Below are 17972 nucleotides of genomic sequence, written 5' to 3' on the forward strand. Positions count from 1 at the left end.
ACCCGCCGTCGGCACTCCGCCAACGGCTACCTCAGCCCCACCGAATACGAACGTCGACACCACGCGGCTAAGCTCACGCTCGCCGCGTGATCAACGAAGCGTGTCCACCATCACGGGGGAAGGCCCCGTGCCGGTTCGGGCAGGGGCAGACGCAGTGTAGGCACGGCCTCGGTGATCATGTGAGTGTCGAAGTCCCATGACCACTTGGCGAGTCCGTGCCTGCCCTTTCATCTTCTCCTATGCCCACCGCGCTGGCCCAACTGGGCCAAACTTCCGCGCCGGTCCCACTGGCGGACGTGATTGCTCGGTCCGGCTTCCTGGACCTGGTACCCGATCCGCGCGGCGTCCGCGGCCGCCGTTACCGACTGACTGCTCTGGTCACCGCGGCCGCGGCAAGCATCATGGCCGGCGCCCGCTCGCTCGCCGCGATCACGGAATGGATCAGCGACGCCTCTGCGTGGGTCTGCCGGGCTCTCGGGTTCCCCGTCGACCCACTGACCGGCACCGTGTCCGTCCCTCACCCTCACACCTTGCGCCGCTTCCTCGTCCAGCTCGACGGTGACGCCCTGGACCGGGCTATCGGGGCCTTCCGCGCTGCCCGCGCCGCCCCGGCCGGCCCCGGACTGCGGGCGATCGCCGTCGACGGCAAGGTCCTGCGGGGCTGACGCACCGCCACCACCCCACACGTCACCCTGCTCGCCGCGATGAACCACGGCAGCCACGTCCTGGCCCCGCGCCAAGTCGCCGACAAGGGCAACGAGATCCCCGCCTTCCAGCCCCCCGCTGGACACCATCGACCTGACCGGCACGGTCATCACCACCGACGCCCTGCACACCCAGCACGCCCATGGCATCTACCTGCGCGAGCGCGGTGCCCACTACATTGCCCAAGTCAAGGCCAACCACCCCGGCCTGTCACCGTCTGTAGATCCGGCGGCTGAAGACGGCCGCCTTCGCCCACCTCGACGCTCGCCAGGCCCTCCAAGTCGTGCGCTGGAGGAAGGACTTCACCAGCGGAAAGCTCACCATCGAGCGTGTCCACCTGATCACCAGCCTGCCGCCCGGCGCGGTGACCGGCACCCAGCTCGCCGCCTGGATCAGAGGACACTGGAAGATCGAGAACCTTCTGCACCACGTCCGCGACCGCACTTTCCGTGAGGACGACTCCAAGATCCGCGCCGGCCACCTCCCCCGGTCATGGCCGGCCTGCGCAACCTCGCCATCGGCGTCCACCGCCAGGAGGGCCACGTCAACATCGCCGCCGCCCTACGCCGCACCGCCCGCGACTAGCGAAGGCCACTGGCCGCCCTCGGTCTCACCGGATGAATCCGGACAGATCTCGATCATGCAAGGGGCCCTGCCAAGAGCCCCAACAGGGCACCGTACTCTCGGACGCCCGCAGTCGGCAGGCCGCCGGCTTCGGCTATCGCCCGGCAGTGGATGAGGCAGCTGTTCATGATTTCATCGTACGGGTCCCCAGACTCATAGGCGTTGACCGCCTTGAACTGTGCTCGCCGCGCCGCCTGCGGGTTGGGCAGGGGGATTGCAATGGCGGAGCGATGAGGCGTTACCTGCCGGAAATAGGCAATATCAGTCGTGGACATGTCGGCGGAATGAATCTGCTCGGTATGCAGACTGCGTGAACCGTCCGAGACCTCGATCCTCCTGGCTACGGGCCTGCGGCCCGACCGCGCCTGCCCGCGCAGCACCCGGTCACCGGGCCAGCGTGGCCGCCCACCGTGTGAAGATCTCGGCGTACCGCGCCGGGTCGGACTGGTGCATCATGTGCGTTGCGTCCGGCACTGACTCGTAGTCGACCTTCACCCCCGCCGACTTCATCAAACGCCTGGCCTGCGCGGCCTGCTCGTCGGAGAGCGCCCCGAGCAGGTTCCCGGTCTCCGGGTCGGTGCCGTGCGCGTGGTGCGTGAGGAGCACCGGCGTTTTGACCTGGCCCAGCATGCGCTCGTGCGGGCAGTTCAGCCCGACGGTCCCCTCGTAGAAGGCCCGGGCCCATTCCGGATCGTACTCCTTGAGGTGCTGCGGGATCACGTCCGCCACGAAGGACCGCGCCATCGGCGACGACGAGACTCCGGCCGCGCGGCAGAACCCCTCCCAGTCACCCACGCTCCACTGGTCGCCGAGAAACGTGCGGAAGAGGTCGAACACCGGCCCCACCGCCTGCCGGACCGAGTGACCGTGCGCCGGGACGAGTTCGGACGCGAAGAGCGGTGGGTCCTCGCACAGGACGCCCCGGAGCTGACCGGGCATGGAGTACGCCGACAGCCACGCCGCGAGGACGCCGCCGGAGGAATTGCCCGCGACGACGACGGGCCGCTTCACCACCAGAGCGATGAACCGGACCAGGTCGTTGCCGAAGTTGTCGAGGCTGTAGCGCTTCGGGGTCCAACTGCTGCGCCCCTGGCCCCGCAGGTCGACGGCGTAGACGTGGAAGTGCTCCGCGAGGAGGCCCATCACCTCCTCGTACGACCACCAGGATCCCGTCTGCTCGGGGATCAGCAGCACGGCGGGCCGATCCGGGTCACCGGCCTCGGCATAGTTCATGGTGATCTCGCCGAGATCGATCTGCCGTTCGGGATAGAGGTGCGGGACGTGGACGTCGCGCAGCGCGGGGTCGGTCACCATTGTGGTCTCCTCGGTCTGTGCTGCCCGTCGTTACGGGCGGACGGCGCTTCCTGCGGCCCGGCGCCGGTGATCAGAGCCGGCGCCCCCCCTCACCGGGTGGGCACGTCACGAGCTATTGTTCGAACCGTGGCAGACGACGCGCACCGACAATTCCGATGAGTGGAACACCGGTACAAGTCCCGCGCTCGGGCAGACCGTTGCACGGCGAACCGATCCTGGAGCGGGCCTTCCGTGTCCTGGGTGCCTTCACCGAGGCCGGCGTGGGCCTGGCACTTCACACAATCGCGGCCAGGGCGGGCCTTCCGAAGAGCACCACGTCCCGGATCGCGTCCCAGCTGACGGACGTGGGAGCCCTCGAACGCCTCGACAACGGCGACTTCGTCGTCGGCCTGCACCTGCTCGAGATCGCCTCGCTGGCACCCCGCGGCCATGGACTGCGCGCCGCCGCGTTGCCGTTCATGCAGGAGCTGCACCGGGTCACCGGCCAGCACATCCTCCTCGCCGTGCGCGACGGTGACGAGGCCGTTCTGGTGGAGCGGCTGTCCGCACGGGACGCGGCGGCGGTCAAGTACCGGGTCGGCGGACGCCTCCCCCTCACCGGGACCGGCATCGGCATCGCCCTGCTGGCGCACGCTCCCGAGCGGATACGGAAGGAAGCGCTGGCCGGCGCGAACGACGCGGCCTGCGTCCGCCGACTCCTGGCCACCGTTCGCAGCGACGGCGTCTGCGCCGTGACGATGCCCAACCCACTGCGCTCCGGGCCCACCACCATGTCGACCGTCGCCGCCCCGATCCTGAGCCGTCGCGGCGACGCACTGGGCGCGTTGTCGCTGGTCGCACCCGACGAGGGCGGACCCCGTACCGCGGCCGTGACGGCGCTGCGCAGGGCGAGTCTGGCGATCTCCCGGGCCGCGAGCCCGTGAACCACGCCTGCGCCGGGCAGCAGGCCGGCGCACGCCAGCAGGAACTCCCCGGCCCGGTGCCCGTCACCAGGCAGGCGCGGTCTCGGCGCCGGCCAGCGCGGTCTTCGCTGCCGCCCTGACCTCGGGCTCGCCGTCGTTGACCAGCTTGGAGGCCTGAGCCTCTTCATCAATGGTGCGGGCGACATACTGGCCGTGTGCGAGGAAGGCGGCCAGAGCCTTGCCGCTCCCGTCGGCGAGCACGGCCTTTCCGGCCTCCTTCACGCTGACGCCGCCGTCGTTGACGATCTTGGAGACTTCCACCTCCATGTCGGTGGCGCCTGCCTCGTACTGGCCAGTGGTGTAGAAGTCGGTGACCGCCTTGGCGTCGCCCCCAAGGGCCTTGGTCAAGGCCGTTTCTGTACGGCCGTGTCCCAGCCGGTACGCAGGAACGTCACCATGTCAGCGTCGGTGCCGCCGAGGGCGTCGGCGGCAGCCTGCCGCAGCCAAGGGCCCCGGGACTTCAGAGCGTTCAAGGCCCCGGTCGTGCGGATCACGAAGGTGCTGCGTCGCGCGCGTGGTCCGCAGGCTCGCCTCGCGGGCCAGACCGACCACCATCAGCGTGCCGCCAGGCCGCAGCAGCTCACGCAGCGGGCGCGGCTCACCCGAGATGCGCATCTCCACGGGCAGGCGCGGGCACCTCAGTGGCCACTTCATGGCGGAGACCTGGGCCGCTACAGCTTCACCCGCTCCACCCCGCGCGAGGGGCTGCGGCCTCTGCGCGACCCGAACGCGCCCGGGCCCGACGAGGACGGTACGGACTGAGCGTGCCGGGCCCGGGATGCTCTCCCGGCCGGGGCCGTGAGTTCTGGGGCGTCAGGCTGGTCGTCGGCGTGGAGCAGGGCCGTCCCGCGTGACGTCTTCGCGTACCGCACCGCCCGGCGGCGCGCTCGGTACGCGGTCTGACGGCAGGCGTGGGAGCACGACGTGTCGCGGCGGTGAACGTGGCCGAGTACACGGGGTGGCGCACCACGTGCTCGTCGGCGACGCCGCGGATGCAGGCCGGGCCGATGTCCACGGCCTTCCGGAAGTGTCGGCGTCCGCGCCTGTTGGCGGCCTTGCACGCCTTCGAGTGGAACTCGCCGTCGCTGCGGGACCTCACCGGCAGCGGTCTGATCACGGCCCCTGGCCCGCCGCTGCCTACGCCACCGTGCGGATGAGCTTCTTGTTGACGAACTCCTCGATGCCCGGGCGGCCCAACTCGCGGCCGAAGCCGGAGCGCTTGATGCCGCCGAAGGGCAGCTCGGCGCCCTCGGCGCCGACGCCGTTGACGAACACCATGCCGGCCTCGATGCCGTCGGCGACGCGGGCGGCCTGTGCGGGGTCCGTGGTGAAGACGTACGAGCCGAGACCGTACGGGGTGTCGTTGGCGATCCGCAGCGCGTCTTCCTCGTCGGCCGCCCGGAAGACCATGGCAACCGGGCCGAAGAGCTCCTGGCGCGCCGTGGCGTGCTCGGTGGTGAGACCGGTGAGGACCCCGGCCGGGAAGTGGGCGCCGCTGCGTTCGCCCTCGGTGTGCAGAGTGGCGCCTTCCGCGACGGCGGCGGCCACCTGGCGCTCGAGGGTATCGGCCGCAGCGACCGAGGACAAGGGAGCCCCGGACTGGCGGGCGAGGAGCGCGGCGGTGAACTTCTCCACGAACGTGTCGTAGAGATCGGAGGTGACGATGAACCGCTTGGCGGCGTTGCAGGCCTGGCCGGTGTTGTCGAGGCGGGCGGACACGGCGGCGTCCACGACGGAGTCGAGGTCGTCGGTGGACAGCACGATGAACGGGTCGGAGCCGCCGAGTTCGAGAACGACCTTCTTCAGATGCCGCCCGGCGATCTCGGCGACGGCGGCGCCGGCCCGTTCCGAGCCGGTCAGGGACACGCCGTGGACACGCGGGTCGGCGATCACCTCGGCGATCTGCTCATTGGTGGCATACACGTTGACGTACGCGCCGGTCGGGAAGCCTGCCTCGGCGACCAGCCGCTCGAGCAGTGCTGCGGTGGCTGGGCACTGTGGGGCGTGCTTGAGGACGAGGGTGTTGCCCAGGGCGAGGTTCGGGGCGGCGAACCGGGCGACCTGGTAGGCGGGGAAGTTCCACGGCATGATGCCGAGCAGGGCACCCACCGGGCTGCGCCGGATGACGGCGCGGCCGGGGCCGGAGGCGACGGAGAGCTCCTCGTCGGCGAGGAACTCCTCGGCGTGGTCGGCGTAGTAGCGGTAGATGTCGATGCAGAAGTCGATCTCGCCCTCCGCTTCGTCGAGCGGCTTGCCCATCTCGCGCACGATGCCTGCCGCCAGTTCCGCGCGGTGCTCGGCGTGCAGATCCCCGAGCCGGCGCAGGAGCGCCGCACGCTCGGCCACAGAGGTGCTTCGTCCCCAGGCGGTGGCCGCGCTCGCGGCGTCGACGGCCGCGGCCACCTCGGCGTCGGTGGCGGTCGGGTAGGTCTGCGTGGTCGTGCCGGTGGATGGATCGGTGACGGCGTACATCAGGGCTCCAGGAAGTCAGGAAGTCAGGAAGTGAGGGGGAGCGGTGGCAGGCGTGCCGCGCCGGCCTCGCGTCCGGGTGTGCCGCGGGGTCGGAGTTGCGGAGTCCTACGGTTCGAGGATGGTGCGGGCCCCGACGGCAGACTTGAGGTCCTCGAAGGCGGCGGCTGCCTCATCGAGCGGGCGGACGTTGCCGATCAGCTCGTCCAGTGGCAGCCGGCCGGCCAGGTAGAGGCGGGCCAGCTTCGGGATGTCGATCGCGCCGACGCTGGAGCCGTAGTTGCAGCCGAGGATGCGCTTTCCCTGATCAGCGAGGTCGAAGAGGTTGAACGCGCCCGTCGCGTCGGCGGCGGCCATGCCGACCAGGACGGCTGACCCGCCGGAGGTGAGCATGCCCGGGAGGGTCTCGATGACCTTGGGGCTGCCGATGGCTTCGAAGGCGTAGTCGACCCCGCCGAGTTCCTCCTGGCACCAGGCGGCCACGTCGGTCGTGGCGGCGTCGAGCGTGTGGGTCGCTCCGAAGCGTTCGGCAGCGGCCAGACGCTCGGGCGAGAGGTCGACGGCGATGATGGGGTCGGCCCCCACCAGACGCAGGCCCATCACCACGGACAGGCCCACCCCTCCGGCGCCGACGACGACCGCGGACTCGCCCGGCCGCACGCCGGCGGTGTTCATCACCGCGCCGATGCCGGTGGAGATGGAGCAGCCCAGGAGGGCTCCGACGCCGAACGGAAGCTCGTCGGGGACCTTGACCGCGGCCGATTCGGGAACGACGACCCGGCTCGTGAACGCGCCGAGACCCAGGTAGGGCCAGACCTCCTCACCCTGGGCGTCGGTGATGGGTGTCGTGCCGTCGGGCAGGGTGTTCGCCACGGCCTGGGTGCCGGTGCACAGCCAGGCCATGCCGGCCAGGCACTTGCGGCAGCGGCGGCAGGGCGCGAACCAGGAAAGGACGACGTGGTCGCCCGCCTTCACCGCGCTGACGCCTTCGCCTACGTTCGTGACCACACCGGCGGCCTCGTGGCCCAGTACAAGGGGGCGGTCGCTGGGCCAGTCGCCCGTCAGAATGTGCAGATCGGAGTGACACACCCCGGCAGCGCGGACGTCGATCTCGACCTCGCCCGGTCCGGCGGGCCGGTGGGAGATCTCACGGGTGTGCAGTCCTGCGAGGGGGTCGTAGGCGACGGCGGGGGAAAAGTGCGCGGACATCACAGAGCCTTAACTTCTTCGGTCGACGGGTTGGGGGAGAGCCGGGTGTGGGGTTTGGCGATGGCGACGTAGGCCAGGCCGACGACGAGCAGCGCGGAGAAGACCAGGACCACGGCCCAGACCTGGATCCAGCTGCCTGACGGCGGGGCGAGTTCGGCGCGGGGCCAGGCGATGTTGACCGCCTCGAACAGCAGCCACACCACGGCGAGGACGTTGATCACCAGGCCGGCCCGGCCCAGGCGGAACTCGCCCGCCGCCGGATTCCAGCGGCCGCCGAGGCGTGCGAAGAGCGCGACGAGGGCGACCGCCAGGAAGATGAAGTAGAAGCCACCGGATCCGAAGGAGATCAGCGTGGCCGCCGCGTTGCCGTTGAGCCCGAGCAGGAGGCCGAGGCCGGCGAGGACGGCCGTTGCGGTGAGCGAGACCCAGGGGATCTGGCGCTCTCCGATCTTGGCGAGCTGGGCGGAGCAGGGCAGCTGCCGGTCCCGCGCGAAGGCGTAGACGGCCCGTCCGATATAGGTCTGGATCGAGATGGCGCAGGCGAAGAACGCGATCAGGACGACGACGATGAACGGCTTCTCGCTCCAGCCGCCCAGGCCCTGCGTCACCGCGTCGAAGACGGGGTCCGCGGTCATCCCGGAGACGGCGTCCTCAGGGCGGCGCAGCGCGAACGTCACCGCGATCGACGTCAGCATCACCGTGAACGCCACGAACACGTACGACCGCAGCAGAGCCCGGGGAACGCTGCGCCGCGGCTGCTCGGTCTCCTCGGCGACCTGCGTGGTCGCGTCGAACCCCAGGTAGGCCCAGCCGGCCACGGCCAGACACGTCACGAACCCGGCCGCGACGGACCCGCCCGAGGCGGACTCCGCGCCCATGGTGTCGAACAGGATGCCGAAGCCGTGGTGGCGTGCGAAGAGCAGCAGGAACACGCTGACGGCGATGGAGGCAACACCTTCGGCGACGATGCCCGCGTTGAGGAAGTGTTTGACCGGATCGACGCCGAGCAGATTGATTCCCAGTGCCACGGCGATGAAGACCACCCCGAGCAGCACATGGGCCACCGGTGACAGCGCCGAGTCGCTGAAGAGCATGTGCAGCCAGCTGGAACCGAGGTAGGCCACGGTGGTCAGGGAAGCGACGGCCGAGGCGAGATAGATCCAGCCCACCAGCCAGCCCAGCCGTGGTCCGCCCAGCCGGCGGACCCACTGGTAGACGCCGCCGGTGATGGGGAACTGCGAGGAGAGCTCGGCGTAGACCGTGGCGACCAGCAGCTGCCCCAGAAAGGCGATGACGACCGCCCAGATCCATGCGGGACCGGCGAAGACGAACCCCAGCTGGACGACGGCGTAGATGCCGACCACCGGGGAGATCGTCGCGAAACCGAGGGCGAACACGGCCCACGCGGACAGAGTGCGTTTGAGTTCCTGTTCGTAGCCGTATTCAGCCAGATCACCGGCATCGGCGCGGTTGTGGTCCACGTTCGTCTCCTGGCATTGCTACGGGCGCGCGTCCGGCGGCGGCGCTCACATGGTGGAGGTCGGCCGCCGGCTTGCCGTGTACGAGCGGCGACCATCTATTGGCTGTAGAGCCAATTGTTATTTGGCTGCACAGCCAATAGCATCAGCGCCATGACGTCAAGGGGTTCTGGGAAGCAAGTCCGCAAAACGGCGGCCGAGCGCCGCCGCGAGATCGTGGCAGCGGCCGCGCAGGTCGGGCTCGAGGAAGGCCTGGAGTGCGTCACCCGGCAGCGGATCGCCGACGGCCTCGGAGTCCAGTCCGGACTCATCCACCACTACTTTCCCGTGATCGAGGAGCTCGTGGCCGAGGCGTTCACCAGCGCCACCACGGCAGAGCTGGACGGCCTGCTGCCCGAGGCGGAGGCCGAGCCCGACGGCTACGGCCCCCTGCGCGCCCTCCAGCGCTTCTTCGCCCTGATCTCGGGCGCCGAGTTCGACAACATCAGCAAGCTCTGGCTCAACGCGCGGCACCTGTCCCGCTACCGCCCCGTGCTCCACGACCAGGTCGTCAGCCAGGAACTGCGCTGGTGCCGCCGCATCGAGCAGATCATCACGCAGGGCGTGAAGGAGCGGGCCTTCCACTGCGAAGATCCGTGGGCGGCCGCCGTACGCATCCTCGCCGTCGTCGACGGAGCCAGCGCGTACATCAACACCAGCGCCGAGCAGCGCATGGAGCCCCTCGCCGACCTTGCCCGTACGCTCGCGGAAGCTCAACTGGGCCTGCCGGTCGGTGGCCTGCGAATGCCCTGACACGTCCGGCGGGGACGCCGGGAAGCCGCCGGTGCCGCACCGCTGCCGGCGGATCGGGCGTCGTCTTTCGATCACGGCCAAGCCCGGCCACGACGGCGACGACGTCCCGAGCGTCATCAGCGCGCGCCCGCCCGGCGCCAGCTGCTCCACCAGGGTCTGCGGCACGTAGCGGACGGCGAAGGAGACGAAGATCCGGTCGCAGGGGCCACCGGTGGCCCAGCCGGTGGTGCCGTCCCCGGTCACCGTGGCCGGCCGGTAGCCGAGGGCGGACAGCCGTTCGCGGGCGGCCGCGGTGACGTGCGGGTCGATGTCGAGGGTGACGACGCCCTCGTCGCCGCACACGAAGCAGGCCGCCGACGCGGTCACCCCGGCGCCGGTCCCCACATCCAGCACCCGCTGGCCGGGCCGCAGGTCCGGCTGCTGCAGCAGGTCCGCGGTCAGGCTCATCGTGCTCGACATGGCGGTCAGCACGCCCCCGCGGCGCGGCACGGGACCGCGGCCGAGGATCGGCTCGCCGTCGTGCTGGATCGCGACGCTGTCCCCGCTGTGCAGGCGCTTCAGCAGCTCCTCCCGGTCGGCCGGACGGGAGAAGTCGAGCAGATCCCAGCGTGGCGGCGTCTCGTCGGGGGCGCTGCGCCGCACGTACGCCTGGGGCATCAGGATCTGGCGCGGCAGCGCGAGCAGGGCCTCTCGCACCGGTCCGGGGCCGGGCGCTCCGCTTTCCTCGAGCCGGGCGGTCATCGCCGCCCGGGCCGCCACAGCCCCGGAGGTGTCGCCGGCGGGCTGCGCCGGAAGGAGGGGCGCGGCGGGCGCAGTGGGGTCGCTCAGCACGGTGCACTCCAGGGGGTCGGGTGGGGGAGCAGCGGGAATCGCCGCCGAGTTCGGCACCTTGTTCACGAGGCATCGCTTCCGAGTGCGCGGTCGTGCCGTGCGTCATCCGTGCACGCTGGAGTGGGCACGGCGGGAGGGGACGTCCGGGCTGCGGGCGGCGACGGCAGAGGGGCGGCGGGGGTCCGGCATTTTCCGTAGGGCGCGGATCGGGGGAGCGGGCGAGGACGACGAGCGGGATCAGGAGCAGGAGGGTCCCGAAAGTCAGGGCGGGCCGGACACCGATCCACGTGCCCAAGGCGCCGGCGAGGAGCGCGGCCACGGGCCGGGCGCCGGACGTCAGCCAGGTGCTCACCGCCTGCATCCGCGCCTGCATCCCGGCCGCGGTGACGATCTGGCGGATGGATCGCTGGGTGGTGCCCGCGGCACCGGCGCAGGCGAGCTGCAGGAAGAGCGCCGCACCGATCGTGATCTGCCAGGCAAGGCCGGGGGAGGCGAGCAGCAGCGGGAGCTGGGTGAGCGGGGTGATCGCGAGCGCGGTCAGCATCATCGGCCCAGGCCCGCACCGGCGGGCCAACGCCGGGGCGATGAGCGCTCCGGCGGCCGCGCCCAGCGCGCCGAGGCCCAGCACCACGCCGAACGCGGTCGCGCTCATCGCCAGGGACCTCAACAGGTAGAGGGCCCAGAGGGTGTTGGGCAGCCCGAGGGCGAACGAGGTCGTGGCGTTGACCAGGGTCAGGGTCCGCAGCCGGTCATCGCCGCGCACGTACCGCAGGCCCTCGCCGATCTCGCTGCGCAGCCGGCGGGTCTCCGGGCGTGCGCGGGCGGGTTCGGCGGCCTGAATGCGGGCGGTCCACACGGCGCTGATCAGGTAGGAGGCGATGTCGCCGAGCAGGGCCCGGGCGGGCCCGAGCAGCGCGGTCAGCGCGGCGCCGAGGTGGCTTCCGGCGGTCGCGGCGACCGCGAACAGCGCGCCGACCCGGCTGTTGCTCCGCTGGATCAAGGACCGGTCGACGAGGCTGGGCAACAGGCTGATGGCCGCCGCGTCGTGGAGCACGCTCGGCGCTCCCTGCACCACGGCGACGATCATGAGCTGCGTGAGGGTGAGGGTGCCCAGCGCGGCCGAGACCGGCACGGTGGCGAGCACCGTCGCGCTCACCAGGTCACCGGTGATCATCTGTCGGCGCTTGGAGTGCCGGTCGGCGAGCGCGCCGGCGTGCAGGGCGAGCAGCGCGGGAGGGAGCTGTCCGAGGAACGCCAGCCAGGCGACCTGGGCGGTGCTCGCGTCCAGGTGGAGCACGGCCAGTACCGGCAGCGCCATCTGCGTGATCGAGCTGCCGGCCACGCTCGCGGCCTGGCCGGTCAGGTACCGGCGGAAGTCCCGGTGCCGCCACAGCGAGGTGCCGGCGGCGGAGAGGGGCTCAGTGCAGGGCGGCACGGGGCAGGCACCTCCCTCGGCTCCGCCAGGAGCCCCCGCAGCACGTACCTGGGCCCGGCCTGGGTCCGCTGGCCGGGGCCGCTACCGGTGGGTGTGCTCACCCTGCTCACCAGCCCAGCTGAGAATAGGGGCTGCCTTCGGCGATCGCGGTGATGGCCGTGCGGGTGTAGGAGACGATCGGGTCCGGCAGCTCGTCCCGCGGCCACCACTGCCAGGTCAGGCACTTGTCGGACTCGCGCACCTCGGGGGTGCCCTCCCACCGGCGGGCTCGGAAAACGAGCTGCATCAGGGGCAGGCTGCCCGGGGTGTCGACGACGTGGACGACGTGCACGAGCTCCACGTCGGCGGGGTCGATGACCAGCCCTGCTTCCTCCCACGCTTCGCGGATCAGGCACGCGAGGGCGGACTCCTGCTCACACCGCCCGGCGAGGTAGTGCCAGGTGCCACCCGCGTATTTCGAGTCGGGGTGACGCAGGCCGAGAAGCACCCGGCCTTCGGCGTCTTCGAGATGGAGGTGGACTCCGACGCCGTTCAGCACCACCCGGCTGCCCCCGTCCCACACGGGCGGAGCCGCGGCCGGCTGGTTGTCCGGGGGGTTCTCGGCCGCATGCCGGCGAATCAGGTCCCGGGTGGCGGGGCTCAGGCGCAGCCGGTCCAGTTCGTCAGGCGTGAACCAGCGCAGCAGCACACCCTCGTGCAGCGCGAGCCGGTCGGGGTTGCCGCGCCACCGGCCGGCGAAAACCTGGACCGGGACGCTGAGGCCGTCGATGCTGGTCGCGGCCTCCACGGCGTAGGGCTTCACATCCTCGAGGCGGAGGTCGGGCACCTCCTCGGACAACTCCCGCAGCAGCGTGCCCTCAAGGCTCTGGTCGTCGTGCGTGCGGCCGCCGCCGAGAAGGGCGAACGCCCCCGACTCCCAGATGACGCCGGGCTTGTGGTCACGCAGATGAAGCAGGTACCGGCCGTGCCCGTCGTGGATCAGTGCGGAAGCGTTCACCGGCTCCGGCCTGCCGTCCAAGCCCGCCGCGAGGAGCTTCGCGCGCAGTGTCGGCGAGGTGACCTCCGGCTGCGGGAGCCACTGGGCGCCGGAGACCTCCTTGTCCTGCAGCGCGACCTCAGGCGGCTCCTCGCCGGCGAGGTAGAAGACGTAGCGGACGTCGTAGTGGCGGTGGGCCAATTCCCCCTTGGAAGGGCTGGCGTCGATGTCGCGGACGTCGATGTCGATCGGAGCACCGAGCAGCTGCCGGGTCAGACACAGGGTGCCCGGCGGGATCCCGGCTTCCTCGGCCACCTCGCGCAGCGCCGCGGCGAGCAGTGTGCGGTCCCCGGGCTCGATGTGGCCGCCGGGGGCGAGCATGAGACCGCCGGTGGCCCGGTGCCGGATGTGCAGGACCCGGCCCTGCCGGTCGATGACGACGGCGCTGCACGTGACGTGCCCGGGCAGCGCCGTCCGGGCGGTCGCGTCGCCGGGCCGGTCCAGCGCGGCGAGGAGCTCGGCCAGGGCGTCACGCTCGCCGGGGTGCCGGCCGAGGTACGCCTCGACGGTCCTGCGGATCGCGGTGGAGCTGGGTGGCATGGGCGTCGTCTCGCCTTCGATGTCAGGGGGCGGGCAGGCGGGGGAAAGAAGCTCCAGTGGTTCAGCTCGCCGTTCCGTTGCCGGACGGCTTGGCGCCTCGGGGGCCGGGCACGCCGCCGGTCGACGGTGCGATTCCGTACGGGGGGCGACGGCGGTGAACATGGCCTGGGACAGTCCGCGCTTACGGGAGATCAGCTCCTCGTGGGTCTTGGCGCCGCCTGGTTCGACTGGCGTCAATGTGTTCCCCTCTCGTAGACGTGGCGGTGGCGTCGCCGTGCTCAACGACGCCGCACGTTTTCGAGCACCTGTTCCTTTCGGACGCGTTGTGCGCCCTGTGATTCAGCGGCTTCCCGAGGGTGCACAGTGCATCGACCCTTGCCGCGCAAGGACTCGCGGCTCGGGGGAGGTTGGCCGAAACGCCGACGTTCGGTGGCCGCGGCGGTCGGCTGTCAGCCAGCCCCCGTCGCTGGGGCTTCGCCCTGTTCACCCGGGGTGGACGGCAGGCCCAGGCGCAGCGTCATGACCGCGTGGTCGGTCACCCCCGCTTCGCGGGCTTCCTGGTGGTAGCCGCAGTCCAGGACGCGCTCGGCGTGGAGTGTGGAGACGAAGAGGTGGTCGAAGCGGAAGCCGTTGCCGCTGCGCCCGAACCAGGAAGGTGGGCGACCCCGTCGGGGTGGAGGTGGCGGAAGGCGTCGGTGAGACCGCCGGCCTGGAACGAGTCATAGAAGTCGTACTCCCAGTCGCCGGACACCTTGTGCGGGGGCTGGTGGCCGCGCTCGATGACGTTGAGGTCCCCGGCCACGGTGACGGGCATGCCCGGGAAGGCGGCGAGCAGCTGTGGCAGGCTCTCGGTGACCGCCTCCTGGAAGGCACGCTTGGCGACATTGCGCTGGTCCTTCGGACCGCGGGAGGGCACGTACAGGGCCAGCACTCCGATGTCGTGGCCGCCGATGGTGACACGGGCCGCCGGGGCGCGATGGGGGGGTGACGGTGACCGGGCTGGGGACGGTCCGGACGGCACTGGTGCGGCAGGCAATGACCGTGCGGTAGTCGGGCGTGGACGGCTGGGGGGCGGTCACGGTGGCATACCCGCGCTCGGCGAGCGCGGCGACGAGGGCGTCGCCGCCCTGGGTGGAGGACACCTCGGTAAGGACGGCGATATCGGCGCCCTCCGGGCCGGAGATCAGCAGTCCTCGGCGAGCGGTGCCGTTGTGCCGCCGGTTGAGGATCATGAGCCGGCGCAGGGTGAGGGAGATCTTGGCCATGGTGGGGGTGGACAGGATCACGAATCGGGAGTGGTAGTCGAGGCGTTCCTTGGCACTCCACGGGCCGGTCGCGGGCAGGCATGGTGGTTCGGTGTCGACGAACCGTGTCCATTCACGCCAGGTTGTCGGTGACGCGTACGGATCGTCGTGCGTTTCCTGGTCGGCGGGCGTCACCACTGCTGCCCCTCCTGATGCGCGTCGAAGATGTTCCAGGCCTCGGCCGGTGCTGCGGCACCGGGGGTGTCCGAGGTGGGGCAGGTGTTCTCGTCCGCGGGCGGGAGCTGCTCGGCAGGCTCGTCCGGCAGGTCCGTGTCTGCCCTCCGTCGCCGTGCGGGCTTGGCTCCTGCGCGCTGGCCTGGGGCGCTGGCGAGCCTGGCGGCGCTACCGGCCCTGCTGGAGGTTCCGGCGCCTGGGTGTCCCGTGTGGGCGCGGCGTAGGAGTTCGTCCAGGTGACGGGCGAGGTGTTCTTCGTGTTCCGCCCGGCCCGTACGCCGGGTGACCACGCTGCGGATGTGCCGCCAGGTGGTGTCGGTGAACGGCTTGGATACCAGCCCTTGATGGATCCAGGCGACCTGTGCCCAGCCGTCGGGGAGCCTTACCCAGCACCGCCCTGGCTCGTAGGGGTTGTGGTGGACCTCCCATTTGCCGTCCGAGGCGGTGGAGGGGTGCTGGTGTCCGTTGAGTGCGGGGCCGTCGTAGGTGCGGTGCTCGAACCGGATGCCTTCGTCTGTGATCGAGCACCTGCGGGAGGGCAGCAGTTCAATCCAGTCGGCTCCGGCCAGGGGGACGGGTACGTGTCCGGCCATGCCGGTGAGCGCGGCCCACATCTCGTTGGGGGTGAGTGTCAGGCGGGGCATGAGTGGGTGCCGTAGCCGCTCGTGACGTCGTTCCTGCCACCCGCAGATGATCCACTCGTCCAGCAGATCCTGCAGCTGGGGCAGCGTCCAGCACGCTTCGTCTTCCACGCTGCTGCCGCGCGCTGCGAGGTGGTTTCCGGTGTAGCCGGCGACGTACTGCGCGAACAGTGTGCCGATCGCTCCGAAGCCGCGCTCCACATGCCCCTTGGCGTGCCCGGACGCCGGGGGACACGGCTGGACTGTGATTCCCAGGTGCTCGGCGGCGGCGAGGAAGCAGCGGGAGACGAACACCTTGCCCTGGTCGATGACGACGGTCGACGGCCTGATCACCGGCCTGGCCGCGGCCTGCTGCATGCGGGCGTCGATGGTGGCGAGCCGGGTATAGGGGATGACGGAAGCGGCCATGGACAGGTACTCGGGCCAGTCGGGCCGCGTCGGCTGCGGCACCAGTGTCTGTGCCAGCAGCAGGGCCGCGTCCACTGCCTTGGTGCCTTTCGGGCGTAGGACGGCCGCGGTGATGCTGCGGGTTGCTACGTCCACGGCCATTGTCAGCTCCGGCCGTCGCGCCTGGCCGTCCTCGCACACGACCATCACGTCCAGCAGGGTGCTGTCCATCATCACCAGCTCCCCTGGCAGCGTCGCGACGGTCAGGGTGAATACCGGCACCGGCCGAGATGCCCGCCGCCGCTGGCCAGCGGCTGTCAACGCGAGCTGTTCCTGCTCGGCGATGGACCGCACCAGCCGGTTGAACGTGGCCACCGGCGGCACCGCCACAGCTCCGGGCCCATGGGCGTCTTCCAATAGCCACCCCACCTGGCGCCGCAGTCGGCTCAACGTTCCCGTCGAACGTCCCTGCTGCTGCTCCAGCGCCCGCTTGATCGCGGCCACCACCCGCGGATCGGCCCGCCCGAACGCGGACCGCTCCCGTTTCAGCCGGCCGTCGACGAGACCCCATACTCCCTGCTCGCGGTAGCGGGCTCGCATCCGGCGTACGGTGGCCACGCTGACCTGCTCCCCGGCCGCGGTCAGCTCGGCGGCCTTGGCCGCCTCCCGCTCGGCAAACCCGTACACGGCTGGGTCGTAGCCGGGCCGGGGCGACCCGTCCTGGTGAGGGCCGATGAGGCCGGTCTCGACCTCCAGGATGTGCCGCTCCCAGGCCAGGGCCTTCTCCCGGACCGCAGAGTCAAGCCCATCCAGCGGGCCGTGTACCGGATCACGCGGCCGTCCCGGTCGGCGGGTGTCCAGGACGGCGAAATCCCGCGCACCGACTACCTGGGTGAGCAGCAGAACCTGTACCCCTGCGGCCCTCCTCGGCGACCAGTCGGCAGCGCGGCCCGTCCAGACCGGCCAGGACGTGGACGTTACCGTCGAACCGGATCCGGTCCCCGACTTCGACGACGCCTGCCGGGCGCTTCACCGCTCCGGCTGCTTCCGCTGCCCGGCCGGCACAGCGGCCACGAGGGTCTCCTCGCTCAGGGGACGGCCCCAGGCCATGTTCAGCAGGCCGTTCCAGAGCCCGTGGTAGACGGCCGGCAGCGTCGCGATCGGGTCCCCGAGCCGGAGCGCACCCTCACCCAGCGCGGTGGGCCGGGCGAAGGCCCTGCGCAGCCGGGCCGCGGGAATACCCACGGAACACCGGGGATGCCGGTAGGCCGACAGCCAGCGCCCATTGGCCATGACCACCGGATCCCTCGTATCCGAGAACCGGTGCTCCCACCCCGCCTCCCGAGCACACGCCCCGACCACCCGCGCACGGCCGAGGAGCCGTGCGGACGGCCCGCCGCTCCCAGGACACTCCACAAGACGGATGCCACCGTCAGCCATGCCCACGGCCAGGTCAGGGACGTGGGTGACCATCCGTCCCCGCTCCTCCCACACAAACTCCACGGGACGGCTCACCAGGCCCCTCACCTGCGGGTCCTGATCCAGCATCATGACCGCGTCCCGCATAGCCGCGCTCCCGTACCCCACGAGACGGCCCGTGGTCGCTGACCACCACCACCCCGGAGCTAACCGCCGCCCTCGCCGTAGCGAGAAACCACGCACCATCGGGCATTCCATGAGGCGCAGCTCCCCGACCGCTGTCCGCCACGGCCTTTGGACCATGACCCCGTCCGGCCCGACGAACCGCACGTCCACATGGCGCAGATGCACCCTGCCCCCTCTGCCGAACCCAGTGGCCCACCGCACGCAAGCCGCCCTTCCGCCTATTGAAGAACGGCTCGGCCAACCTGCGCAGCGCGCAGACATACCGAGCCACACGATGCGGTGAAGCACCCTCTGACCAGCCCCGACACACCTCTTGCCTCTGCTACCACTCCCATTGATTGATGGGCGTCGTGTGGTTTTCAGTGGGTGGCGTCAGTTGTTTGCACTGGGTGTGTGAGGCGTTTTTGCTGGTAGTTGGGGTGGGTGGGTTTGTGGGGATGTCGTTTTCTTGGTGAGGGTCGTTGTC

At 70.9% G+C, this 17972-nt stretch carries 14 protein-coding genes and 2 pseudogenes; 4 read left to right on the top strand and 12 right to left on the bottom strand.

Annotation, left to right across the window (positions count from 1 at the left end; translation table 11 throughout):
- Window positions 1–239 precede the first annotated feature (239 nt).
- Window positions 240–665, top strand: a complete 426-nt coding sequence (locus tag RM812_RS37805; RefSeq protein WP_311584618.1) for a transposase family protein — start codon at window positions 240–242, stop codon at window positions 663–665.
- A 1048-nt stretch (window positions 666–1713) separates the two neighbouring features.
- Here RM812_RS37805 and RM812_RS37810 read toward each other — a convergent pair.
- Window positions 1714–2643, bottom strand: a complete 930-nt coding sequence (locus RM812_RS37810) for an alpha/beta fold hydrolase (protein WP_311584621.1) — start codon at window positions 2641–2643, stop codon at window positions 1714–1716.
- A gap of 155 nt (window positions 2644–2798) precedes the next feature.
- On the opposite strand from RM812_RS37810, the gene RM812_RS37815 reads away from it, so the two are divergent.
- Window positions 2799–3566 (top strand): IclR family transcriptional regulator, encoded by a 768-nt coding sequence (locus tag RM812_RS37815; protein ID WP_311584624.1) that lies wholly within the window; start codon window positions 2799–2801, stop codon window positions 3564–3566.
- Window positions 3567–3629: 63 nt separating this feature from the next.
- Here RM812_RS37815 and RM812_RS37820 read toward each other — a convergent pair whose 3' ends face one another.
- Together RM812_RS37820 and RM812_RS43180 are read right to left on the bottom strand one after the other, a co-directional pair.
- A complete protein-coding gene (locus RM812_RS37820; protein WP_311584628.1) occupies window positions 3630–3953 on the bottom strand; it encodes an ALF repeat-containing protein in 324 nt (107 codons plus the stop codon).
- Window positions 3950–4099 carry an ALF repeat-containing protein gene (locus tag RM812_RS43180; protein ID WP_394816575.1) on the bottom strand — a complete coding sequence of 50 codons (150 nt, stop codon included), beginning with the start codon at window positions 4097–4099 and terminating at the stop codon, window positions 3950–3952. The genes RM812_RS37820 and RM812_RS43180 overlap by 4 nt, the downstream gene beginning before the upstream one ends.
- Here RM812_RS43180 and RM812_RS37825 point away from each other — a divergent pair.
- Entirely contained in the window at window positions 4089–4367 is a 279-nt protein-coding gene (locus RM812_RS37825) for a hypothetical protein (RefSeq protein ID WP_311584631.1), read from the top strand. The two genes, RM812_RS43180 and RM812_RS37825, sit on opposite strands and share 11 nt — an antisense overlap.
- A gap of 375 nt (window positions 4368–4742) precedes the next feature.
- On the opposite strand, the gene RM812_RS37830 is transcribed toward RM812_RS37825, so the two are convergent.
- From RM812_RS37830 to RM812_RS37840, 3 genes are all read right to left on the bottom strand, one after another.
- Window positions 4743–6077, bottom strand: coding sequence for an NAD-dependent succinate-semialdehyde dehydrogenase (locus tag RM812_RS37830; protein ID WP_311584634.1), 1335 nt, complete (start codon window positions 6075–6077; stop codon window positions 4743–4745).
- 105 nt (window positions 6078–6182) lie between these two features.
- Window positions 6183–7283, bottom strand: a complete 1101-nt coding sequence (locus tag RM812_RS37835; protein WP_311584637.1) for an alcohol dehydrogenase catalytic domain-containing protein — start codon at window positions 7281–7283, stop codon at window positions 6183–6185.
- Window positions 7283–8764 carry an APC family permease gene (locus RM812_RS37840; protein ID WP_311584640.1) on the bottom strand — a complete coding sequence of 494 codons (1482 nt, stop codon included), beginning with the start codon at window positions 8762–8764 and terminating at the stop codon, window positions 7283–7285. Before RM812_RS37840 ends, RM812_RS37835 begins: the two co-directional genes overlap by 1 nt.
- Window positions 8765–8914: 150 nt before the next feature.
- Between RM812_RS37840 and RM812_RS37845 the strand changes: the two genes are divergently transcribed.
- A complete protein-coding gene (locus RM812_RS37845) occupies window positions 8915–9553 on the top strand; it encodes a TetR/AcrR family transcriptional regulator (protein ID WP_311584643.1) in 639 nt (212 codons plus the stop codon).
- A 114-nt stretch (window positions 9554–9667) separates the two neighbouring features.
- Here RM812_RS37845 and RM812_RS37850 read toward each other — a convergent pair.
- The 6 genes and pseudogenes from RM812_RS37850 to RM812_RS37875 all read right to left on the bottom strand — a co-directional run.
- A pseudogene (locus RM812_RS37850) lies at window positions 9668–10294 on the bottom strand (protein-L-isoaspartate O-methyltransferase family protein); the annotation flags it as partial.
- Between the two features lie 334 nt (window positions 10295–10628).
- Window positions 10629–11819, bottom strand: a pseudogene (locus RM812_RS37855) (MFS transporter); the annotation flags it as partial.
- Between the two features lie 106 nt (window positions 11820–11925).
- The gene (locus tag RM812_RS37860; protein WP_311584646.1) at window positions 11926–13395 is read right to left on the bottom strand and encodes an NUDIX hydrolase; all 1470 of its coding nucleotides are present in this window, start codon (window positions 13393–13395) and stop codon (window positions 11926–11928) included.
- Window positions 13396–13930: 535 nt separating this feature from the next.
- The gene (locus RM812_RS37865; RefSeq protein WP_311584650.1) at window positions 13931–14326 is read right to left on the bottom strand and encodes a hypothetical protein; all 396 of its coding nucleotides are present in this window, start codon (window positions 14324–14326) and stop codon (window positions 13931–13933) included.
- A gap of 504 nt (window positions 14327–14830) precedes the next feature.
- On the bottom strand, window positions 14831–16588 hold the full coding sequence (locus RM812_RS37870) for a transposase (RefSeq protein WP_311584653.1): 1758 nt from the start codon (window positions 16586–16588) through the stop codon (window positions 14831–14833).
- A 342-nt stretch (window positions 16589–16930) separates the two neighbouring features.
- A complete protein-coding gene (locus tag RM812_RS37875) occupies window positions 16931–17767 on the bottom strand; it encodes a TnsA-like heteromeric transposase endonuclease subunit (RefSeq protein WP_311584659.1) in 837 nt (278 codons plus the stop codon).
- Window positions 17768–17972: the final 205 nt, after the last annotated feature.

The organism is Streptomyces lancefieldiae (genome assembly GCF_031845825.1).
Classification (GTDB): domain Bacteria; phylum Actinomycetota; class Actinomycetes; order Streptomycetales; family Streptomycetaceae; genus Streptomyces; species Streptomyces lancefieldiae.